Raw genomic sequence first — 16982 nt, 5'->3', positions numbered from 1 at the left:
CGTCCGTCCCTCCGGGGCGGGCGGGCCGGACTGTCAGTGGCGTCCTCCACAATGGAGGGCGACGACGGACCGCTCCTCCGCGGCACAGCACGGCACGACACCACGGCACACGACACCACCGCACGACACCACCGGAAGGGCGGTGACCCATGACCGTATGGGACGACCTGGTCGGACAGGACCGAGTGCAGGAACAGCTCGCCGCTGCCGCCAGGGACGCCGATGCGCTGGTCACCGCCGTGTCCGACGGCAAGCCGCTGGACCAGGGCTCGAAGATGACGCACGCCTGGCTGTTCACCGGACCGCCCGGTTCCGGCCGGTCCACGGCGGCGCGCGCCTTCGCCGCCGCGCTCCAGTGCACCAGCCCGGACCGGGCACTGGGCGGAGCGCCCGGCTGCGGGTTCTGCGACGGCTGCCACACGAGCCTGATCGGTACGCACGCCGACGTCCAGGTCATCCGCACGGACCTGCTCTCCATCGGTGTGAAGGAGACCCGGGACCTGGTCCGGCGCGCCCAGCTCTCCCCGGCGGTCGGGCGGTGGCAGGTCATCGTCATGGAGGACGCCGACCGCCTCACCGAGGGCGCGGGCAACGTCCTGCTGAAGGCCGTCGAGGAGCCCGCGCCGCGCACGGTCTGGATGCTGTGCGCCCCCTCGCTCGAAGACGTCCTGCCCACGATCCGTTCCCGCTGCCGGCACCTCACCCTGAGCACCCCGCCGGTGGAGGCCGTGGCCGACGTCCTGATCCGCCGCGACGGCGTCGACCCCGAGCGGGCGCACTCCGCGGCGCGCGCCACCCAGGGGCACATCGGCCGGGCCCGCCGTCTCGCCACGGACGAGCGGGCGCGGGCGCGGCGGGCGGCGGTGCTGAAGGTTCCGCTGCGGGTCGCCGACGTCGGCGGCTGCCTCAAGGCGGCCCAGGAGCTGATCGACACGGCCACCGACGACGCCAAGCAGATGGCGGAGGAGGTCGACGTCAAGGAGACCGAGGACCTCAAGGCGGCGCTCGGCGGGGTGGCCGGGGGCCGGATGCCGCGCGGTACGGCAGGGGCGATGAAGGAGCTGGAGGACAAGCAGAAGCGCCGCAAGACGCGTACGCAGCGCGACAGTCTCGACCTGGCGCTCACCGAGCTCACCGGTTTCTACCGCGATGTGCTGGCGCTTCAGCTGGGTTCGAAGCTGGCCATCGCCAACGTGGACGTGCAGGACTCCCTCGACCGGATCGCGGAGTCCTCGACGCCTGCGCAGACGCTCCGCAGGATCGAGTCGGTGATCGCCTGCCGCGAGGCGATGGACCGCAATGTGGCGCCGCTGCTCGCGGTGGAGGCGATGACGATGGCGCTGCGGGCGGGCTGAGGGCTCCCGCGACGGGCCCCCGTTCACCCGAATGAGCAGGGAATCGGGCGACTCGTCACCCGGCGGATACGCTCCCTGAATGGATACCAGGCGCCTGCTCCGCACCTTCGCCATCGGGATCGGCACTGCCGGCCTTCTCATCTCCGGCTGCAGCAGCAGCGGATCGTCGCCGAACGCCTCGGCCACCGGCACCGCGGCTCCCGAGGGGCTGTCGTCGTACTACACGCAGAAGCTGAGCTGGCGCGACTGCGGGGTGGAGGGGTTCGAGTGCACGACGATGAAGGCGCCGAAGGACTACGACAAGCCGGATGACGGCGACGTCGACCTGGCCGTCTCCCGCAAGAAGGCCACCGGCCCCGGCAAGCGGATCGGCTCCCTCCTGGTGAACCCGGGCGGCCCCGGCGGCTCCGCGATCGGCTATCTCCAGGGGTACGCGGCGCTCGGCTATCCGGCCCCGGTGCGGGCCCGCTACGACATGGTGGCCATCGATCCGCGCGGCGTGGCCCGCAGCGAACCCGTCGAATGCCTCTCCGGCGCGGAGATGGACGCCTACACGCAGGTCGACCAGACTCCGGACGACGCCCCGGAGGTCGGGAAGCTCACCGACGCCTTCGAGAAGTTCGCGGCGGGCTGCGAGAAGCGGAGCGGCGAGATCCTCCCGTACGTCTCCACCGTGGACACGGCCCGCGACATGGACGTCCTGCGCGCCCTGCTCGGCGACGAGAAGCTGCACTACGTCGGAGCGTCGTACGGCACCTTCCTGGGCGCCACGTACGCGGACCTTTTCCCGGAGCGGGCCGGCCGTCTCGTCCTGGACGGGGCGATGGACCCGTCCCTGAAGGCCATCGACATGAACCGCGACCAGACGGCGGGGTTCGAGGGGGCCTTCCAGTCCTTCGCCGCCGACTGCGTGAAGCAGCCGGACTGCCCGCTCGGCACCACGAACACCGCCGACGCGGCGACCGCCCTCAAACAGCTCTTCAAGGACCTGGACGCCAAGCCGATCCCGACCGGCGACGACCGTGAGCTGACCGAGTCCCTGGCCACCACCGGGGTGATCGCCGCGATGTACGACGAGGCGGCCTGGCCGCAGCTCCGCGAGGCGCTGGAGGGCGCGCAGCGCAGCGACGGCTCCGGCCTCCTCTCGCTGGCCGACAGCTACTACGAGCGCGAGCCGGACGGGAAGTACGCGAACCTGATGTTCGCCAACGCCGCCGTGAACTGCCTCGACCTGCCGCCCGCCTTCGACGGCCCCGAAGCCGTCGAGCAGGCGGTCCCGGACTTCGAGAAGGCCTCCCCGGTCTTCGGGCGCGGCTTCGCCTGGGCCTCCCTGAACTGCGCGTACTGGCCCACGAAGGCCACCGGCACCCCGCACCGCACCGAGGCGAAGGGTGCCGACCCGATCGCGGTCGTCGGCACCACCCGCGATCCGGCCACCCCGTACAAGTGGTCCGAGTCCCTCGCCGAGCAGCTCTCCTCCGGCACCCTGCTCACCTATGAGGGCGACGGCCACACCGCGTACGGCCGGGGCAGCGACTGCATCGACACGGCGATCAACACGTACCTCCTGGAGGGCACCCCGCCCACCGACGGCAAGAAGTGCACCTGAGCCTCTGACCAGCACAAATGCCTCCGGGGGTGCCGTGTGCGGAGCACCCCCGGAAACTGTGTAGACTTGGCTCCGCTGCTGATCGCACCATAGTGCGACAGGGCGCGCCGCCTTAGCTCAGTTGGCCAGAGCAACGCACTCGTAATGCGTAGGTCTCGGGTTCGAATCCCGAAGGCGGCTCAATAGAACCCCAGGTCAGGCCTCTGACCTGGGGTTTCTTCTCTTGTTCGACTCGGGATCCGGGCTAATCGGGCACCAGTGGTCTGTGCATGGAAATGCGTAGGTGATGGGTTCGTTCCCGGCTTGCGACTAGCCTCCTCTAGGGCGTTGACCTGCTGTTTCAGTACCCCAGGTGCTGGCATCGGCGGGACGAGTGAGGTTCCCGGTGGGCAACTGGTGGCCATCGGTGCGTGATGGCCTGTCAGAACTGCTCGCAGATCGTCGGCTATCTGTCGATGTTGGGCCTGTTCTGTTCCGACAGGAATGAGACCTGTCGCTGCCTTCTTGAGACGAACATCGACGCGCCCCCAGAGATCACGTATTCACCGATGTATCGCAACGACCTCGACCTCAGCGTTCATCGCGCGCAAGCGACGTGCCGACTGAAGGAGGGAGACCTGGGCGAAGGCGAAGAGGGAGTCGACGGTGATCTCCCTTCCATCCTTGAGGAGGATGGCGAGCACGACCTTCAGCGTGCCGAAGTCGCTCAGGAGACGGTGGTCGGGATCACGGTCCGCGACCTGCTTCAGGAAGGCACTGCGGATGGCCTCGTCACTGCGCAGGGTTTCGACGGCGGTGACCGCTTGGGCGAAGAGGTGGTTCAGCGGCGCGGTGCCGTCACTGCTTGCGGCCTTTTTGACGCAGATCAGCTGGTTGTCCGGGCCGAGGACATCGCAGACCTCCAGCCCGCCACCGTTGAACTTGTCCGTGACGATGTTCTTCTTGTCGAAGAGCAGGTAGTTCTTCTGGTCTGCCGCCTGCTTGTTGTACCAGTCCTCATCATGGGAGTCCCGTCTCTTGGCATTCGGTACCCCCTTTGGCCAGGCTGGCAGTTGAACGCTGGACGGCTTGCTCAGTAGCGCCCGGAGCTCTTCCTCCAGCGTCTCCAGGAACCCGGCTCCCACCTCATACCACTTTCCGTGGCCATAGAAGTACCGTGCCGTTCCCACCGGGACGTCTGCGATGAGCCACTCCTTGCCGGTGGTCGCGGCGCTGGCCGGCGTCTTCAGATCGTCGTCGCTGAACATGACGACCCGCACCTGGCCAAGCGCTTTGAGGCGCTCACCCTCCGTCTTGCCTGAGACGAACTTGAGGAGGACCGGAAGGTCAAGGTCGGTGACGTCGATGCTGCGACTGCCCGAGCTGATCCGGAACGCCTGAGCGGAGCCGAAGCCCTCCTGGCCGCTCTCCGGTACCCCCAGCGTGAGCCTCGGGTGACTCGAATCGGCGAGCATGCGCTCAAGAATCGTCTGGGCGTCCACCGCCTTGCGGCTTCGGTTGTCCAGTGTGTGGAGCCGATCGACGAAGCCCAGTTCGGGCAGCGGATCCGGGAGCGAGCAGACATCCTCTATCGCGCGCAGGTCGTTGAGAAACTCCTCCGGGGTGGTGGCCAGTGGCAGCTTGATAGTCGACTCGGAACACTCGACCCGCACGTGCTTGGAGGTGCCGGAGGGCAGTGAGGTCAATGGGATGCCGCTGACCGTTCCGCAGATGCGTCGGACGACGGCGCCGAAGCGGTCGAGTCCGAAGCCGTCGATGCGCTCGCCTCTGGCAACGGAGTACTCATCGACGCGCCCCCGACCGTCCATGATCTGGTTGCGGATCTTGATTATGCCGTTCTCGTCGAGGCAGCGAGTGGCGAACTCCAACCCGAACTCGTCGTCCCGATAGTACGGGTCGAGCATGTGCTGGCCGACGCCATAGCTCAGCGCGTATAGACCGCGCTGACTGCGCAGCAGCACCAAGCCCGCGGCGGAGTGATTTCGTTCGTTGACCTCCAGGCCGGTGATTCGCTCGACGGCTGGGCACCAGTCGGCACGGTCCCGGGGGATTCCTCCGTTCACCAGTAGCCCGGCGACGCCCTCCCAGGCGAACTCGCGGACCTGGTAACCGGGTCTGTCGAGATAGTGGGAGCGCACCAGGGAGCGGAGTTCCACCTCGCCACCGTCGGGGACAGTCAGTCGGTGCAGCGTGGACTTACGGGTGCCGGTGCTGCTTTTCCTCGTGGCGGTCACGTCATGCTCCTTCGAGTCCGGGTGGGAACGCCGTCGAGAGATGCAGTCGGCGATGATCTCTTGATTGGGCATCTGTGCGATGGGCTGAGACAACCTCCGATTGGGGCACCGGCTCGGCCTCATGTGTTGCTCTATCCCTGGCGTGCTATGCGGCGGTGGACAGAGCGCGGGAACGGTAGTTCTGATCGAGTGCCGCGCCGAACCGTCTTTGCGATGAGCTGCAGCTATCGATCGAGCGAGTCCCAGATTCCGAAGGCCCTCTGGGCTTCCGTGGTCAGCTCGGCGAGCTTGGGGAACTCGTCGTCGATCATGTCCCAGTCGCAGATCAAGCAGCCGTCGATGAGGGCCGTCCAAGCTGCAACGAAATGGTCGAGGCAGTGGCGGATGTGCTCTTGGTATGCAACCACATGTCGTACTTGGCGCTGGCGGCGTCCGGCTTCGGTTTTGCCCTGATCCTCTGGCATGCGTCGCACAAACGGTGACGGGATGGGCTGGGGCCCTTGGTCCGGATTGAGGATCCCCGTACCACGGTGGTGCAGCTCTGTGGTGCGGAGGATCAAGCTCTCGAAGTCGCTCTGGCTGACGGCCGAGGCCTCGCGCGTGAAGGCTTTAACGAGCCAGTCCCAGTCCGCCGCGCTTCGCGGCTCCGTCCCATGCCACGGGGTCATTTGAGCGTGGAGGGCGCGGATCTCATCACCAGTTCTGCGCAGCCGGAAAATCAGATGTTCCCAATCGCTGTAGAGGCTCTCCACGCTCTCGCGGTAGTCGTCATCGTCGTGCTCGTGCTCGTGGTCGATGGACATGGTTGCTTCTCCTTAATCGGACTCTCCCGACGGGCAGGAGCCGGGGCTGGGTTGGGCATTGCCCGAGAGGTCAGGCGGTTGACCTCAGGGTCCACGATTCAGTTGGCGGTGTCAACGGAATGTAACTTGGACTTGAAGCGGCATCGGTGTACGGTTACGCTCATGACCGCAGACGACGTACCTAGTGCCGAGGTGACCGCCGCTGAGATTGCGCGGTTTGCGGGAGTGACGCGGGCCGCGGTGTCCAACTGGCGCAGGCGTCGGCCGGACTTCCCGGCTCCTGTCGGCGGATCCTCGACAAGTCCCCTGTTCTCGCTCGCCGAGGTGCGACAGTGGCTGGCGGGGCAGCGCGAAGGGCGCGAAGCCAGTGAGGAGGTCCGACTCTGGCAGGCGCTGCGTGACACCTACGGTGAGGGAATGGCCGGGGCGCTGGCTGCTGTCGGGGAGTATCTCCGGGGCGACGAGGAAGGGCTTTCTGGCCAAGTCGCCCGAGAGGCGGTGGACAGGTTGGTCGTCGACCGGATGCCCACCGAGGTGATGGATGCTTTGGTCGCCCGGTTGCTGGAGTCCACCACACGCTCTGCGTTGGACGGAGCCTCGACACTGCGGCTGGCTCGCGCGGTCCGGGAATTCGCTGGTGAGACCTCAGGCACCGTCTTTGACCCCGCGTGCGGAATCGGCTCGCTTCTCGTTGCAGTGGGCGGCGCTGCGGTCCAGAGCAGGCTGGGACAGGACACACAGGCGGATGCGGTGCGCGTAGCCCAGGTGCGTGCGGCCTTGGCCGCCAGTGGGACGGCCGCGCCGGTTCAGGTCGTGGCAGGCGACTCGTTGCGGGCTGACGCGTTCCCTGAGCTCCGCGCAGACCTGGTCGTGTGCGAGCCTCCGACCGCCGTGGCCGACTGGGGCCGCGAGCAGTTGCTCGTAGATCCGCGCTGGGAGGCGGGTGTGCCTTCACGCGGGGAAAGTGAACTTGCCTGGCTTCAGCATTGCTACCACCACATGGCACTCGGCGGCCGAGCTGTAGTAGTTCTGCCGGCGTCGGTCGCCCATCGTCGCTCCGGGCGCAGGATTCGGGCGGAGTTGGTGCGTCGCGGCTGTGTCGCCGCGGTCGTAGCTCTGCCACCGGGCCTCGCCGCTAGCCACGCGCTTCCGCTACACCTGTGGCTGCTGAGTCGTCCCTCCGCCCATGGGCGGTCGACGGGAACGGTACGCATGGTGGATCTCAGCACCAATAGTCCGGACGGACCGTGGGAGGCGCAGCTGCACCAAGAGGTCGAGGTGCCTCTGATTGATCTGCTGGACAACGAGGTGGACCTCTCGCCCAGCCGCTACGTACGCGAGCCGGAACCCGACTACGCGTCGGAGTACGCCACGCTGCGCGAGGAGCTCGACGCGCGTCTGAGTCGTCTATGGGCGCTGCTTCCCGAGCTGCCGACGCGTGGCAGGGCCGGCGACCTAGACGATGGCGTTCCGGTGGCGGTGAGTGATCTGTTGGCCGCTGGTCTGGTCCGTCTGGATGGTGATGAGCTCGTTTCTGTCAGTGACCAGTTGGACCCCGACTATGTGCGCGGATTCGCCAGTAGCGCGGCGAACGTCCGTCGTAGCACGTCCTCTTCGGGTACGTTCCGGGCGGACCTGCAGGCTGCGCGTCTACCCCGCATGGACGCTGAACGGCAGCACCGCTACGGGGACGCCTTCCGCTCGTTGGGTGCGTTCGAGCATGAACTTGCCGAACTCGCCAGGATCGGTAACCGAGCTGCAAGGCTTGCCCGCGACGGCCTCACGGGTGGCGCACTCGATCCGCCGCCCTTCGATGGCGGCGGGCCTGAACACCAAAGCACGACGAACGACGGAGACGCCGCAGTGGGGCGAGAGGACAGGACGCTTTGAGTAAGAACCAGGAACTGGCTGACTTCATCTGGTCGGTAGCCGACCTGCTGCGTGGTGACTACAAGCGCTCGGAGTACGGAAAGGTCATCCTGCCGCTGACGGTGCTGCGCAGGCTGGACTGCGTCATGGCCCCGACCCGCCAGGCGGTATGGGACCGGGCGGCCTCCTACACCGGAGAGAACAAGGACGGACTTCTGCTGGCGGCGTCCAAGCTCAAGTTCTACAACCTCTCCGAGCAGACCTTCGACACGATTAGCAGCGACGCGGCCAACGTGGCGAAGAACCTCAAGGACTACATCCGGGGGTTCTCTTCGGAGGCTACCGAGATCATCAACCGCTATGAGTTCCACCTCCAGATCGACCGCTTGGACAACGCCGACCTGCTTTACCAGGTGGTGCGGAAGTTCGCCGGACTGAATCTGAGTTTCAAGGCCGTGGACAACCATGCCATGGGCTATGTCTTCGAGGAGCTGATCCGCAAGTTCGCCGACGCCTCTAACGAGACCGCCGGTGAGCACTTCACCCCCCGCGAGGTTATCGAGCTGATGGTCGAGCTGCTGCTCGCCCCGGATACCGAACGGCTGCAGAAACCGGGACAGGTTGTCGATATCCTCGACCCGGCATGCGGCACCGGCGGCATGCTTTCGGCGGCCGAGGAGCATATCCGCAAGCTGAATCCGGGCGTGCGCGTCAACCTGTTCGGACAGGAGCTGAATGCCGAGTCGTACGCTATCTGCCGCTCCGACATGCTCTTGAAGGGCCACACGGCGAAGAACATCCGCTTCGGCAACTCCTTCAGCCAGGACGGCCACGAAGGCGAGACCTTTAACTACATGCTCGCCAACCCGCCCTTCGGTGTGGAGTGGAAGAAGGTCGAGAAGGGCGTACGCCAGGAGCACGACGATCGCGGATTCGACGGTCGCTTCGGAGCCGGCCTGCCTCGGATCAACGACGGCTCGCTGCTGTTCCTGCAGCACATGATGAGCAAGATGCAGCCGCTTAAAAAGGACGATGCGGGCGATGAGGTCGGCGGAACCCGCCTGGCCATCGTCTTCAACGGCTCCCCGCTCTTCACCGGTGGCGCCGGGTCTGGTGAGTCGGAGATCCGCCGGTGGATCATCGAGCACGACTACCTGGAGGCGATCATCGCCCTGCCGGACCAGCTCTTCTACAACACCGGCATCTCTACGTACTTCTGGATCGTCACCAACCGCAAGCCCTCTGACCGCAAGGGGCGTGTTATCCTGCTCGATTCCCGCGACCAATGGACCAAGATGCGCAAGTCTCTTGGGGAGAAGCGCAAGGAGATCACGCAGGCGCAGATCGGAAAAATCTGCGCGATCTACCGCGATGCGCTGAGCATCGTCGGTGATGAGGCCCACCCGGATCACGGGCGGGTGAAGATCTTCGCTAACCGAGACTTCGGCTATCAGCGCATCACCGTGGACCGGCCGCTCAAGCTCCGCTTCGATTTGACCGATGACAGCCTTGCGCAGCTCGGCGCATCGGCCGCCGTGAAGAAGGCGGTCGGGGGCGAGGTGGCGGTCGAGCTGTTGCTAGCTGCACTCAAGCCGCTCCTCGGATCGCAGTGGTCCACCAAAGCTGAAGCATGGGACGCCCTACGGGCGGCGATGGTGGCCGGAGGCGTGCTTTGGCCCCCCGCCGCGCCATTCCAGAAGGCCCTGCGTGATGCTGTTGGGGTTTCCGACCCAGAGGGCGAGGTTCAGCTCATCAAGGGCAAGCCTGAGCCGGATCCCGACCTGCGTGACAACGAGAACGTCCCGCTCGGCGAGGACATCGACGAGTACCTCACTCGCGAAGTGCTGCCACACGTTCCGGACGCCTGGATCGCGGAAACCCGCAACCTGAAGACGAAGGAGATGGAGCGGTTCAAGCTTGGGTACGAAATTCCCTTCACCCGCCGTTTCTATGTCTTCACCCCGCCGAGGCCGCTCACAGAGATCGATGCGGAGCTGAAGTCTCTGGAGTCAGAGATCCAGAGCCTGCTGGGTGAGGTGATCGCGTGACCTCCGCCTTTAACCAGATTCCGTATGGCGCGCCGCCGCCTGATTCATGGAGAGTAGTTCCACTCAAGCACCTTGCGAAATTGCACAACGGATATGTCTTCAAATCTGATGGCTGGACAGATTCTGGCACACCCATCATTCGAATCGAAAACCTGAACGGCTCCGAGAGTTTCAATCGCTCTAATCTGGCACTAAATGAAAAGCACCACGTAAGCGCGGGAGACTTGCTCTTCTCTTGGTCCGGGAACCCAGGTACATCCTTCGGACCCTTCAGGTGGAACGAGCCAGGGCTCTATTTTCTCAACCAGCATATCTTCAAGGTCTCCGTCGAGGGCTGTGACAAGAACTGGCTGTACTGGTCGTTGCGAGCGGCAACGTACTGGATTGAGCGAGAACTCACTAGCGGCATGATCGGTATGGTCCATGTAACGAAAGAAGAGTTGAGTAACGTCCCGATCCCTATCCCTCCAGTTGATGAGCAGCTCCGTATCGTCGAATTCCTCGATGCCGAAACTGCGCGCATCGACCGAATGACTTCGGCGCGCGAGAGGCAGATCGCCGTCCTAGACGAGTGTGAGTATGCTCAGGTCACTGACGAGCTGATTCCCGGCTCCCTCACCTCTCCTGCAGGAGAGTGGCCTTGGGCTTGGCTTCCTGCCCCGGTCGATGATGCACCGTTGGTACGCCTTGGTTATATCGCGAGACTTCAAAGCGGGTTGACCATCGACGGGAAGCGCGATTTGTCAGGTGACGTGGTGACACGGCCGTATCTGCGCGTGGCAAATGTTCAAGCCGATAGAATTAACGTGGACAACGTCAGTAATATCACCGTGCCAGCAAATATTGCTGACCGGAGCACGCTGCTGGCGGGCGACGTTCTAATGACCGAAGGCGGTGATCTTGACAAGCTGGGTCGGGGTACGGTGTGGCGTGGTGAGCTGGAAGAATGCCTTCATCAGAATCATGTATTCGCTGTGCGCCCTGATGGCCCAAGGTTGGATGCCGACTATCTGTCGCTCATGACCCGCACGGTCCACGGTCGTTGCTACTTCGAGAGTACGGGTGTCAAGACAACCAATTTGGCTTCGACGAACAGCGGTAAGATTCTGGGATTCCCGATTCCGTTGCCGAGTCTGAAAGTTCAGCGGCTCAGGGTCCAGGCAGTTCAGCGAAAGCTCAACGAGTGCGCGCGGGCAAAGCAGCGCCTACGGGCCCAGCTTCAGCTTCTCGCCGAGCGTCGACAGGCACTGATCATCGCTGCCGTCACCGGCCACCTCGACGTCACCACCGCCCGCCCCGCGCACGACCGCAACCTCTGAGGGGGAGACTCAGATGAACGACGCTCGCGTATACACCGAGAAGGCATTTGAGAACGCCGTGGAGGCGGCGCTAGTGCGCAGCGGCTGGCAGCGCGGGCTGTCGAATGCCTACGACCGCGCTCTCGGTATCGACACCTCCGAGTTGAAGGAGTTTCTCCGGGAGTCGCAGCGCGACGAGTGGGTGGCGCTTCAGGCTGCCTATGATGAGGACGAAGAGCGGGCCATCGGCCGGTTCGCGAAGCGCGTGGCGCGGGAGATCGACTCCCGTGGGCTGTTGGATGTGCTGCGTCGGGGCGTGAATGACCGCAACGTGAAGATCCAACTTGCGTACTTCCGCCCCGCGCACACCCTCGCCGCTGATGCCTTGGACGAGTACAACGCCAACCGGCTTACCTTCGTGCGCCAGTTCCACTACTCCGCCGCACGCCCGACCGACACCCTCGACATGGCGTTCTTCCTCAACGGACTGCCGGTCGCATCGGTGGAGTTGAAGAATGGACTGACCGGCCAGACCGTCGAGGACGCCAAGTGGCAGTACCGCCGCAACCGCGACTCGAAGGAGCTCTTCTTCGCCAAGCGCAGTCTGGTTCACTTCGCGGTCGATCCGACGCTCGCCTTCCTGACGACCCGCCTTGCGGGCGACGCCACCCGCTTCCTCCCCTTCAACACCGGCTCCGGTGGCCCTGGCCAGATCGGCGGCGCGGGTAACGTCCCGGCCTCGACTGACGGGAAGTACCCCACCTCCTACCTCTTCGGCGAGGTGTGGGCCCGCGACAACTGGCTGGAGCTGATCCAGCGGTTCCTGCACGTCGAGGACGCCGCCGCGAAGGCAGGCCGCGCGCCATCACACAAGCCCGGCAGCGCGCACACGCAGCCGTTGATCTTTCCACGGTTCCACCAGTGGGACGCCGTGCGCAAGCTCATCGCGCATGTGGCCCGCCACGGAGCGGGAGAGAACTACCTGATCCAGCACTCCGCCGGCTCGGGCAAGTCCAACACCATCGCCTGGCTCGCGCACCACCTGTCCAGCCTGCACACCTCCCACGACCCTGGGCAGATCGCGCCCGCCGCACTCGCCTCGGGTCTAGGAGCGAACAAGCTGGTCTTCGAGAAAATCATCGTCATCACCGACAGGCGTGTACTGGACAAGCAGCTCCAGGACACCATCCACCAGTTCGACCACAAGGCCGGCGTGGTCGTGCGGATCGACGAGAACTCCCAGCAGCTCGCGGACGCGCTGACCGGGCCGACGGCCCGGATCGTGATCACCACGGTGCAGAAGTTCCCCTTCGTCCTGGACAAGGTCGCAGGGCTTGGCGGACAGCGCTACGCGGTGATCATCGACGAGGCCCACTCCTCGCAGGGTGGGGAAAGCTCGGCAGCCCTGAAGAAGGCGCTGGGGCGCCTCGGTTCGGATGCGGTGGATGAGGACGGTGACCCGCTGACGGCCGCGGCCCTGGCGCGCGGCAAGCAGCCGAACCTGTCCTTCTTCGCGTTCACGGCCACGCCCAAGGCGAAGACGATCGATCTCTTCGGCACGCCTTACGCCAATCCCGGCTCGGGGGAGCCGGAGAAGGGTCCGTTCCACGTCTACTCGATGCGGCAGGCCATCGAGGAGGGCTTCATCCTCGACGTGCTCGGCAACTACATCACCTACGCCACGTACTTCAAGCTTCAGGAGGCCGCCGCCGAGGAGGCGGAGCAGCAGGTGGACCCGCGCAAGGCCCGCTCGCGGCTGGTGAGGGCCGCGCTGATGTCGGAGGCGTCCATGGCCTCCCGCGCGAAGATCATCGTCGACCACTTCCGGTCCCACTCCAGCCCGCGCCTCGGCGGCCGAGCCAAGGCGATGGTGGTCACCTCCGGCCGTGACCACGCCGTACGGCTGTACCAGGCCATGCGGGCCTACATCGACCAGCGGGGCTTCACTGACTGCGGCACCCTGGTCGCGTTCTCCGGAGCGCTGACCCTCGACGGGATTGAGTACACCGAGCCCAAGCTCAACGGATTTCCCGAACGTGAACTGCCGACACGCTTCGGCTACACCCGCGCGGATGACCCGAACCCACCCTCCGTCCCCAAGCCCGAGCACCGCATCCTCGTCGTTGCCGAGAAGTACCAGACCGGCTTCGATCAGCCGCTGCTGACCACCATGTATGTGGATAAGATCCTGGCGAACCTGGCCGCGGTGCAGACGCTTTCCCGGCTCAACCGCACTCACCGGTTCAAGAGCACCGAAGACCTGTTCATCCTCGACTTCGCCAACCGGCCCGAAGACATCGAGCAGGCTTTCCAGCAGTACTACGAGGCGTCGGTCAGCGAGCCCACCGACCCCAACCTGCTGTTCGACCGCGAACGCGAGGTGATGGCTTACCAGCTCCTGGTGGAAGCCGAGATGGACGCCTTCGCCACCGCGTACTTCGCAGCCTTCCAAGGCGGCTCGGCCACCGACACCGCCATCATGAAGGCCCATGCCCGCCTATACGGCTACCTACAGCCCGCACTGGACCGCTTCAACGCCCTCAACGCTGCCGAACCGGACACAGCCTCCGAGTTTCGCCGCGCTCTGGATTCTTACACTAAGGCGTACGGCTGGCTCTCCCACGTCATCGGATTCGAGAACCTCGAACTGGAACGCCTCTACCAGTACGGACGCTTCCTGCTGCGCCGCCTCCCGGCGCCCGCCCGCAGCGCCGGCGCCGACATAGGGACGGCCGCCCCGAGCCACATGCGCATCGCTCAGACAGGTACCCCGGAGCTCAGCCTGGAGGCAGCGGGGGCCCAGGTACTCCCTGGTTTGGTGCCCGAGGCTGCCGGAGCGGTGGCCGAGGCGGAGGAAATGTCTCTGGCGGAGGTCATCCAGTCCGTCAACAACGAGTATGGGACTGGGCTCTCCACCACCGATCAGATCTTGCTCGGCCAGCTCGTCGTCGCCGTCAGCGAGGACCCCGAACTCCGGGCCATCGCCCTGCACCAGGACCAAGACGTCTTCGGCGGGGAACTGGAGAAGGACCTCGACCGGATTGTCATCGACCAAGCGGCGTCCAACGACGCCCTGATGGTGCGCTACTTCGACAACACCGACGTCAACCGTCTATTCAAGCAGGTTGCGACCCAGCAGGCGTACCAGCTCATCCGACGCCCGGTACGGCGCGAGGCCGAGCGCCGCGCCACCGAGCAGCGGGCCGCTGAGCTTAAGTCGTCCGGAAGCCGTCCGACGGAACCGCCGACCGCATAGCCTGTGCTCCGTGACACGTCGGGCAAGAGACCGGACGGGTGGTCATGCTCCGGCTATACAGAGAGGTATCTCGCATGGTGCAGGGCGGCATGCCGAGCTTTGAGGCCGACGTACCGGCCCGTGTGATTGCGGGCCGGTACCGGCTGCACACGCCGATCGGTGCGGGCGGCATGGGCGAGGTCTGGCAGGCGTACGACGAGCGCCTGGACCGCCGGATCGCGGTCAAGATGATGCTGGCCGAGAGCCCGGTCCCACCCGGATTCCAGGGCGCGGCCTTCCAGGAGACTCTGCAGACGCGCCGCGCACGATTCCTGCGCGAGGTCCAGATCACCGCCGGCATCGAGCACCTGGGTGTGCCGGCCATTTACGACACCGGCACCGACGAGGTCAGCGGACGACTGTTCGTCGTCATGCAGCTACTGCAGGGACGCGAACTGCAGACGTTCATCGACGAGACCGACTACGAAAACGAGATGGTCCCCCTCTCCTGGGCTGCGGCCGTCGGCGCCCAGATCGCCTCCGTACTCGACACCGTCCATCGCCGTGACGTCATTCACCGCGACGTCAAACCAGCCAACCTGATGCTCACGCCTGGCGGTGTGGTCAAGGTCCTCGACTTCGGTGTCGCCGCGCTGCGAGGAGTCGGTATCCTTCCCCGCCTCACTCAGGTCGGCATGACTGTAGGCACTCCGCCCTACATGTCCCCCGAGCAGAGCCTGGCCAACGCCGTCGGCCCCGCCGCAGACGTCTACGCTCTCGCCTGCGTACTTTACGAACTCCTCACCGGCAAGCCGCCGTTCACCCCTGACGACAGTCGCTCCCACATGTGGCACCACGTCCATACCCCACCCCCGCCCATTCGCACCCTGCGCCCGGACGTGCCGACCGACATCGAGAAGCTTCTGTTGGCGATGCTCACCAAGGAATCCGAGCAGCGCATGGACGCGATGGAGGTCTACGAAGCGCTCCTGCCCTTCGTTCACCCCTCCACCGGCGCCGCAGTCATGCCCGACGAGAGCCTTCTCGACCCCCGTCTGCCCTTCCTGCGGCCCTTCGGCGGGCGGGCACCCAGCTCCCATGCTGCTGCCGCGTATACCCCCGCGCTCGTCGTTCCCTCGCCACTCGCCACACCGCAGGGGCCTGGGACAAGCTCCGCCGTATTGACCGAGCAAGAGGCAGACGAGGTCTCCGACCAGGCAGCGCGACTGGCTCAGGATGGCCAGTTCACCCAGGCGGCAGATGCACTCTCCGAAGCCATCACGAGAGCCGCTGACCCGGAGCTCAAAGACGGCATGCAGTTCAGCCTGGCCCAGGTGAAGTTCCTGTCCGGAAGTCACCGCGAGGCGCTCACGCTCTTCGAACTTCTGGCCCGCCACTACGCTGATCGCTATGGCGACCACGACGAGCAGGCCCAGTTGTGCTGGTACTACGTCGCGCAGTGCCGGATGGAACTCGGCGAAGCCACGGCTGCCATCCGGGCCTTCGGCCACGTTGCAGAGACCATTCCTGCTCCTGACGACGAGGATGCTGTCAACCGCTATCTGGATACCCTCGCACGACTCATGAGCCTCTACGCAGCGGCGGAAAATCTCTCCCAAGCGCTTGAGGTCGGTGACCTCCTCCGGTCAGAAACCTCCCGTTTGCGAGGAAGCGACTGGCCAGGCCTGGCGCAGATCGACACCTATCTCCGCCGCCTTCGCGACGACCTCGGCTGACCGGTGGGGCACGTTGCCCGGCATCTGGCGGCGCTGTCCCGTGGGTGAGGTTCAAGCGGGTGCTTCGCTGGCGATCGTCAGATGGGGCCTGCTGGTGCTGTCACCGATCTCGCTCAGGGGCGGTCAGCACACTGCCGATCAAGACCACTCGTACGAGTGAATCGGTCGGCCCACGGAAGTTCTCATTGTGCGCGTCGGCAACGCTGGGTACCAACCCGGGGACGGAAGGCGTCCTGATGTCACCCCGGCGGCGTTAGGAGAGCACGGTGGTTGAGGAACCCGGAATAGTTAGCGGTGCGGCTCTTACCCGCAGGTATCTCATGGCATTACCGCCCACGGTGAGCTTGCAGACAGCCAACGGAATTCTTTCGCTAGGGAGAAGTACCGGCTACGGGCTGGCCAAGCGTGGCGAGTATCCGTGCAAGGTACTGAAACTGGGTAACGCCTACCGGGTAGTGATCGCCGACCTGCAGCGTCTCCTGGCCGTCGATGAACCAGCAGAGGAGCCAGCACCCGCGACCCAGCCGCGAGTCCAGGCGAGCGCTCCCGCGAAAAGGGCAGCAGCACAGGACTGCTGCTGCCGTTGTCGGTGTCGGACCCTGCGGGATTCGTAGGCGAGGCTCAACCTCGATTGTAGAGTTCTTACAGTCGGCGTAACGGAACCGCGGAGATAGCACCACTCGTGGTCATCATGTCGGCGGTGGCCGCTCGGTGGCCGGACGCCTCTGGACTCCTGCCTATTAGGCAACATGGTATAGCTGGCCGCACCTACCCTGATCAGGCGTAATGGCACTC

At 65.2% G+C, this 16982-nt stretch carries 9 protein-coding genes and 1 tRNA gene; 8 read left to right on the top strand and 2 right to left on the bottom strand.

What is annotated here, in order from left to right:
• Positions 1–149: 149 nt before the first annotated feature.
• The 3 genes from ACFWRV_RS05745 (at position 150) to ACFWRV_RS05735 (ending at position 3144) form a co-directional block, all read left to right on the top strand.
• On the top strand, positions 150–1355 hold the full coding sequence (locus ACFWRV_RS05745) for a DNA polymerase III subunit delta' (RefSeq protein WP_383263238.1): 1206 nt from the start codon (positions 150–152) through the stop codon (positions 1353–1355).
• A 79-nt stretch (positions 1356–1434) separates the two neighbouring features.
• Complete coding sequence (locus ACFWRV_RS05740) at positions 1435–2964, top strand: alpha/beta hydrolase (RefSeq protein ID WP_384328715.1); 1530 nt, start codon at positions 1435–1437, stop codon at positions 2962–2964.
• Between the two features lie 106 nt (positions 2965–3070).
• A tRNA-Thr gene (locus ACFWRV_RS05735) sits at positions 3071–3144 on the top strand.
• Between the two features lie 362 nt (positions 3145–3506).
• Here ACFWRV_RS05735 and ACFWRV_RS05730 read toward each other — a convergent pair.
• Positions 3507–5198, bottom strand: coding sequence for a DUF6119 family protein (locus ACFWRV_RS05730; RefSeq protein ID WP_384328712.1), 1692 nt, complete (start codon positions 5196–5198; stop codon positions 3507–3509).
• 224 nt (positions 5199–5422) lie between these two features.
• On the bottom strand, positions 5423–6001 hold the full coding sequence (locus ACFWRV_RS05725; RefSeq protein ID WP_382201255.1) for a hypothetical protein: 579 nt from the start codon (positions 5999–6001) through the stop codon (positions 5423–5425).
• 162 nt (positions 6002–6163) lie between these two features.
• On the opposite strand from ACFWRV_RS05725, the gene ACFWRV_RS05720 reads away from it, so the two are divergent.
• The 5 genes from ACFWRV_RS05720 (at position 6164) to ACFWRV_RS05700 (ending at position 16187) form a co-directional block, all read left to right on the top strand.
• Entirely contained in the window at positions 6164–7891 is a 1728-nt protein-coding gene (locus ACFWRV_RS05720; RefSeq protein ID WP_384328708.1) for an N-6 DNA methylase, read from the top strand.
• Positions 7888–9918 (top strand): N-6 DNA methylase, encoded by a 2031-nt coding sequence (locus ACFWRV_RS05715; RefSeq protein WP_384328705.1) that lies wholly within the window; start codon positions 7888–7890, stop codon positions 9916–9918. The genes ACFWRV_RS05720 and ACFWRV_RS05715 overlap by 4 nt, the downstream gene beginning before the upstream one ends.
• The gene (locus ACFWRV_RS05710) at positions 9915–11237 is read left to right on the top strand and encodes a restriction endonuclease subunit S (protein WP_384328702.1); all 1323 of its coding nucleotides are present in this window, start codon (positions 9915–9917) and stop codon (positions 11235–11237) included. The genes ACFWRV_RS05715 and ACFWRV_RS05710 overlap by 4 nt, the downstream gene beginning before the upstream one ends.
• Positions 11238–11250: 13 nt before the next feature.
• Positions 11251–14472 (top strand): type I restriction endonuclease subunit R, encoded by a 3222-nt coding sequence (locus ACFWRV_RS05705; RefSeq protein WP_384328699.1) that lies wholly within the window; start codon positions 11251–11253, stop codon positions 14470–14472.
• Between the two features lie 74 nt (positions 14473–14546).
• Positions 14547–16187 carry a protein kinase gene (locus ACFWRV_RS05700; RefSeq protein WP_384328696.1) on the top strand — a complete coding sequence of 547 codons (1641 nt, stop codon included), beginning with the start codon at positions 14547–14549 and terminating at the stop codon, positions 16185–16187.
• Positions 16188–16982: the final 795 nt, after the last annotated feature.

The organism is Streptomyces sp. NPDC058576 (assembly GCF_042718715.1).
GTDB lineage: Bacteria > Actinomycetota > Actinomycetes > Streptomycetales > Streptomycetaceae > Streptomyces.
The sequence above is the reverse complement of the archived record's forward strand: the minus strand, read 5'-3'. Positions and strand labels throughout refer to the sequence as shown.

Bases quoted from the DNA above. Each gene is read 5' to 3' on its own strand.
- ACFWRV_RS05745 (WP_383263238.1), top strand. From the start codon at position 150: ATGACCGTATGGGACGACCTGGTCGGACAGGACCGAGTGCAGGAACAG.
- ACFWRV_RS05740 (WP_384328715.1), top strand. From the start codon at position 1,435: ATGGATACCAGGCGCCTGCTCCGCACCTTCGCCATCGGGATCGGCACT.
- ACFWRV_RS05725 (WP_382201255.1), bottom strand. From the start codon at position 6,001: ATGTCCATCGACCACGAGCACGAGCACGACGATGACGACTACCGCGAG.
- ACFWRV_RS05720 (WP_384328708.1), top strand. From the start codon at position 6,164: ATGACCGCAGACGACGTACCTAGTGCCGAGGTGACCGCCGCTGAGATT.
- ACFWRV_RS05705 (WP_384328699.1), top strand. From the start codon at position 11,251: ATGAACGACGCTCGCGTATACACCGAGAAGGCATTTGAGAACGCCGTG.
- ACFWRV_RS05700 (WP_384328696.1), top strand. From the start codon at position 14,547: ATGGTGCAGGGCGGCATGCCGAGCTTTGAGGCCGACGTACCGGCCCGT.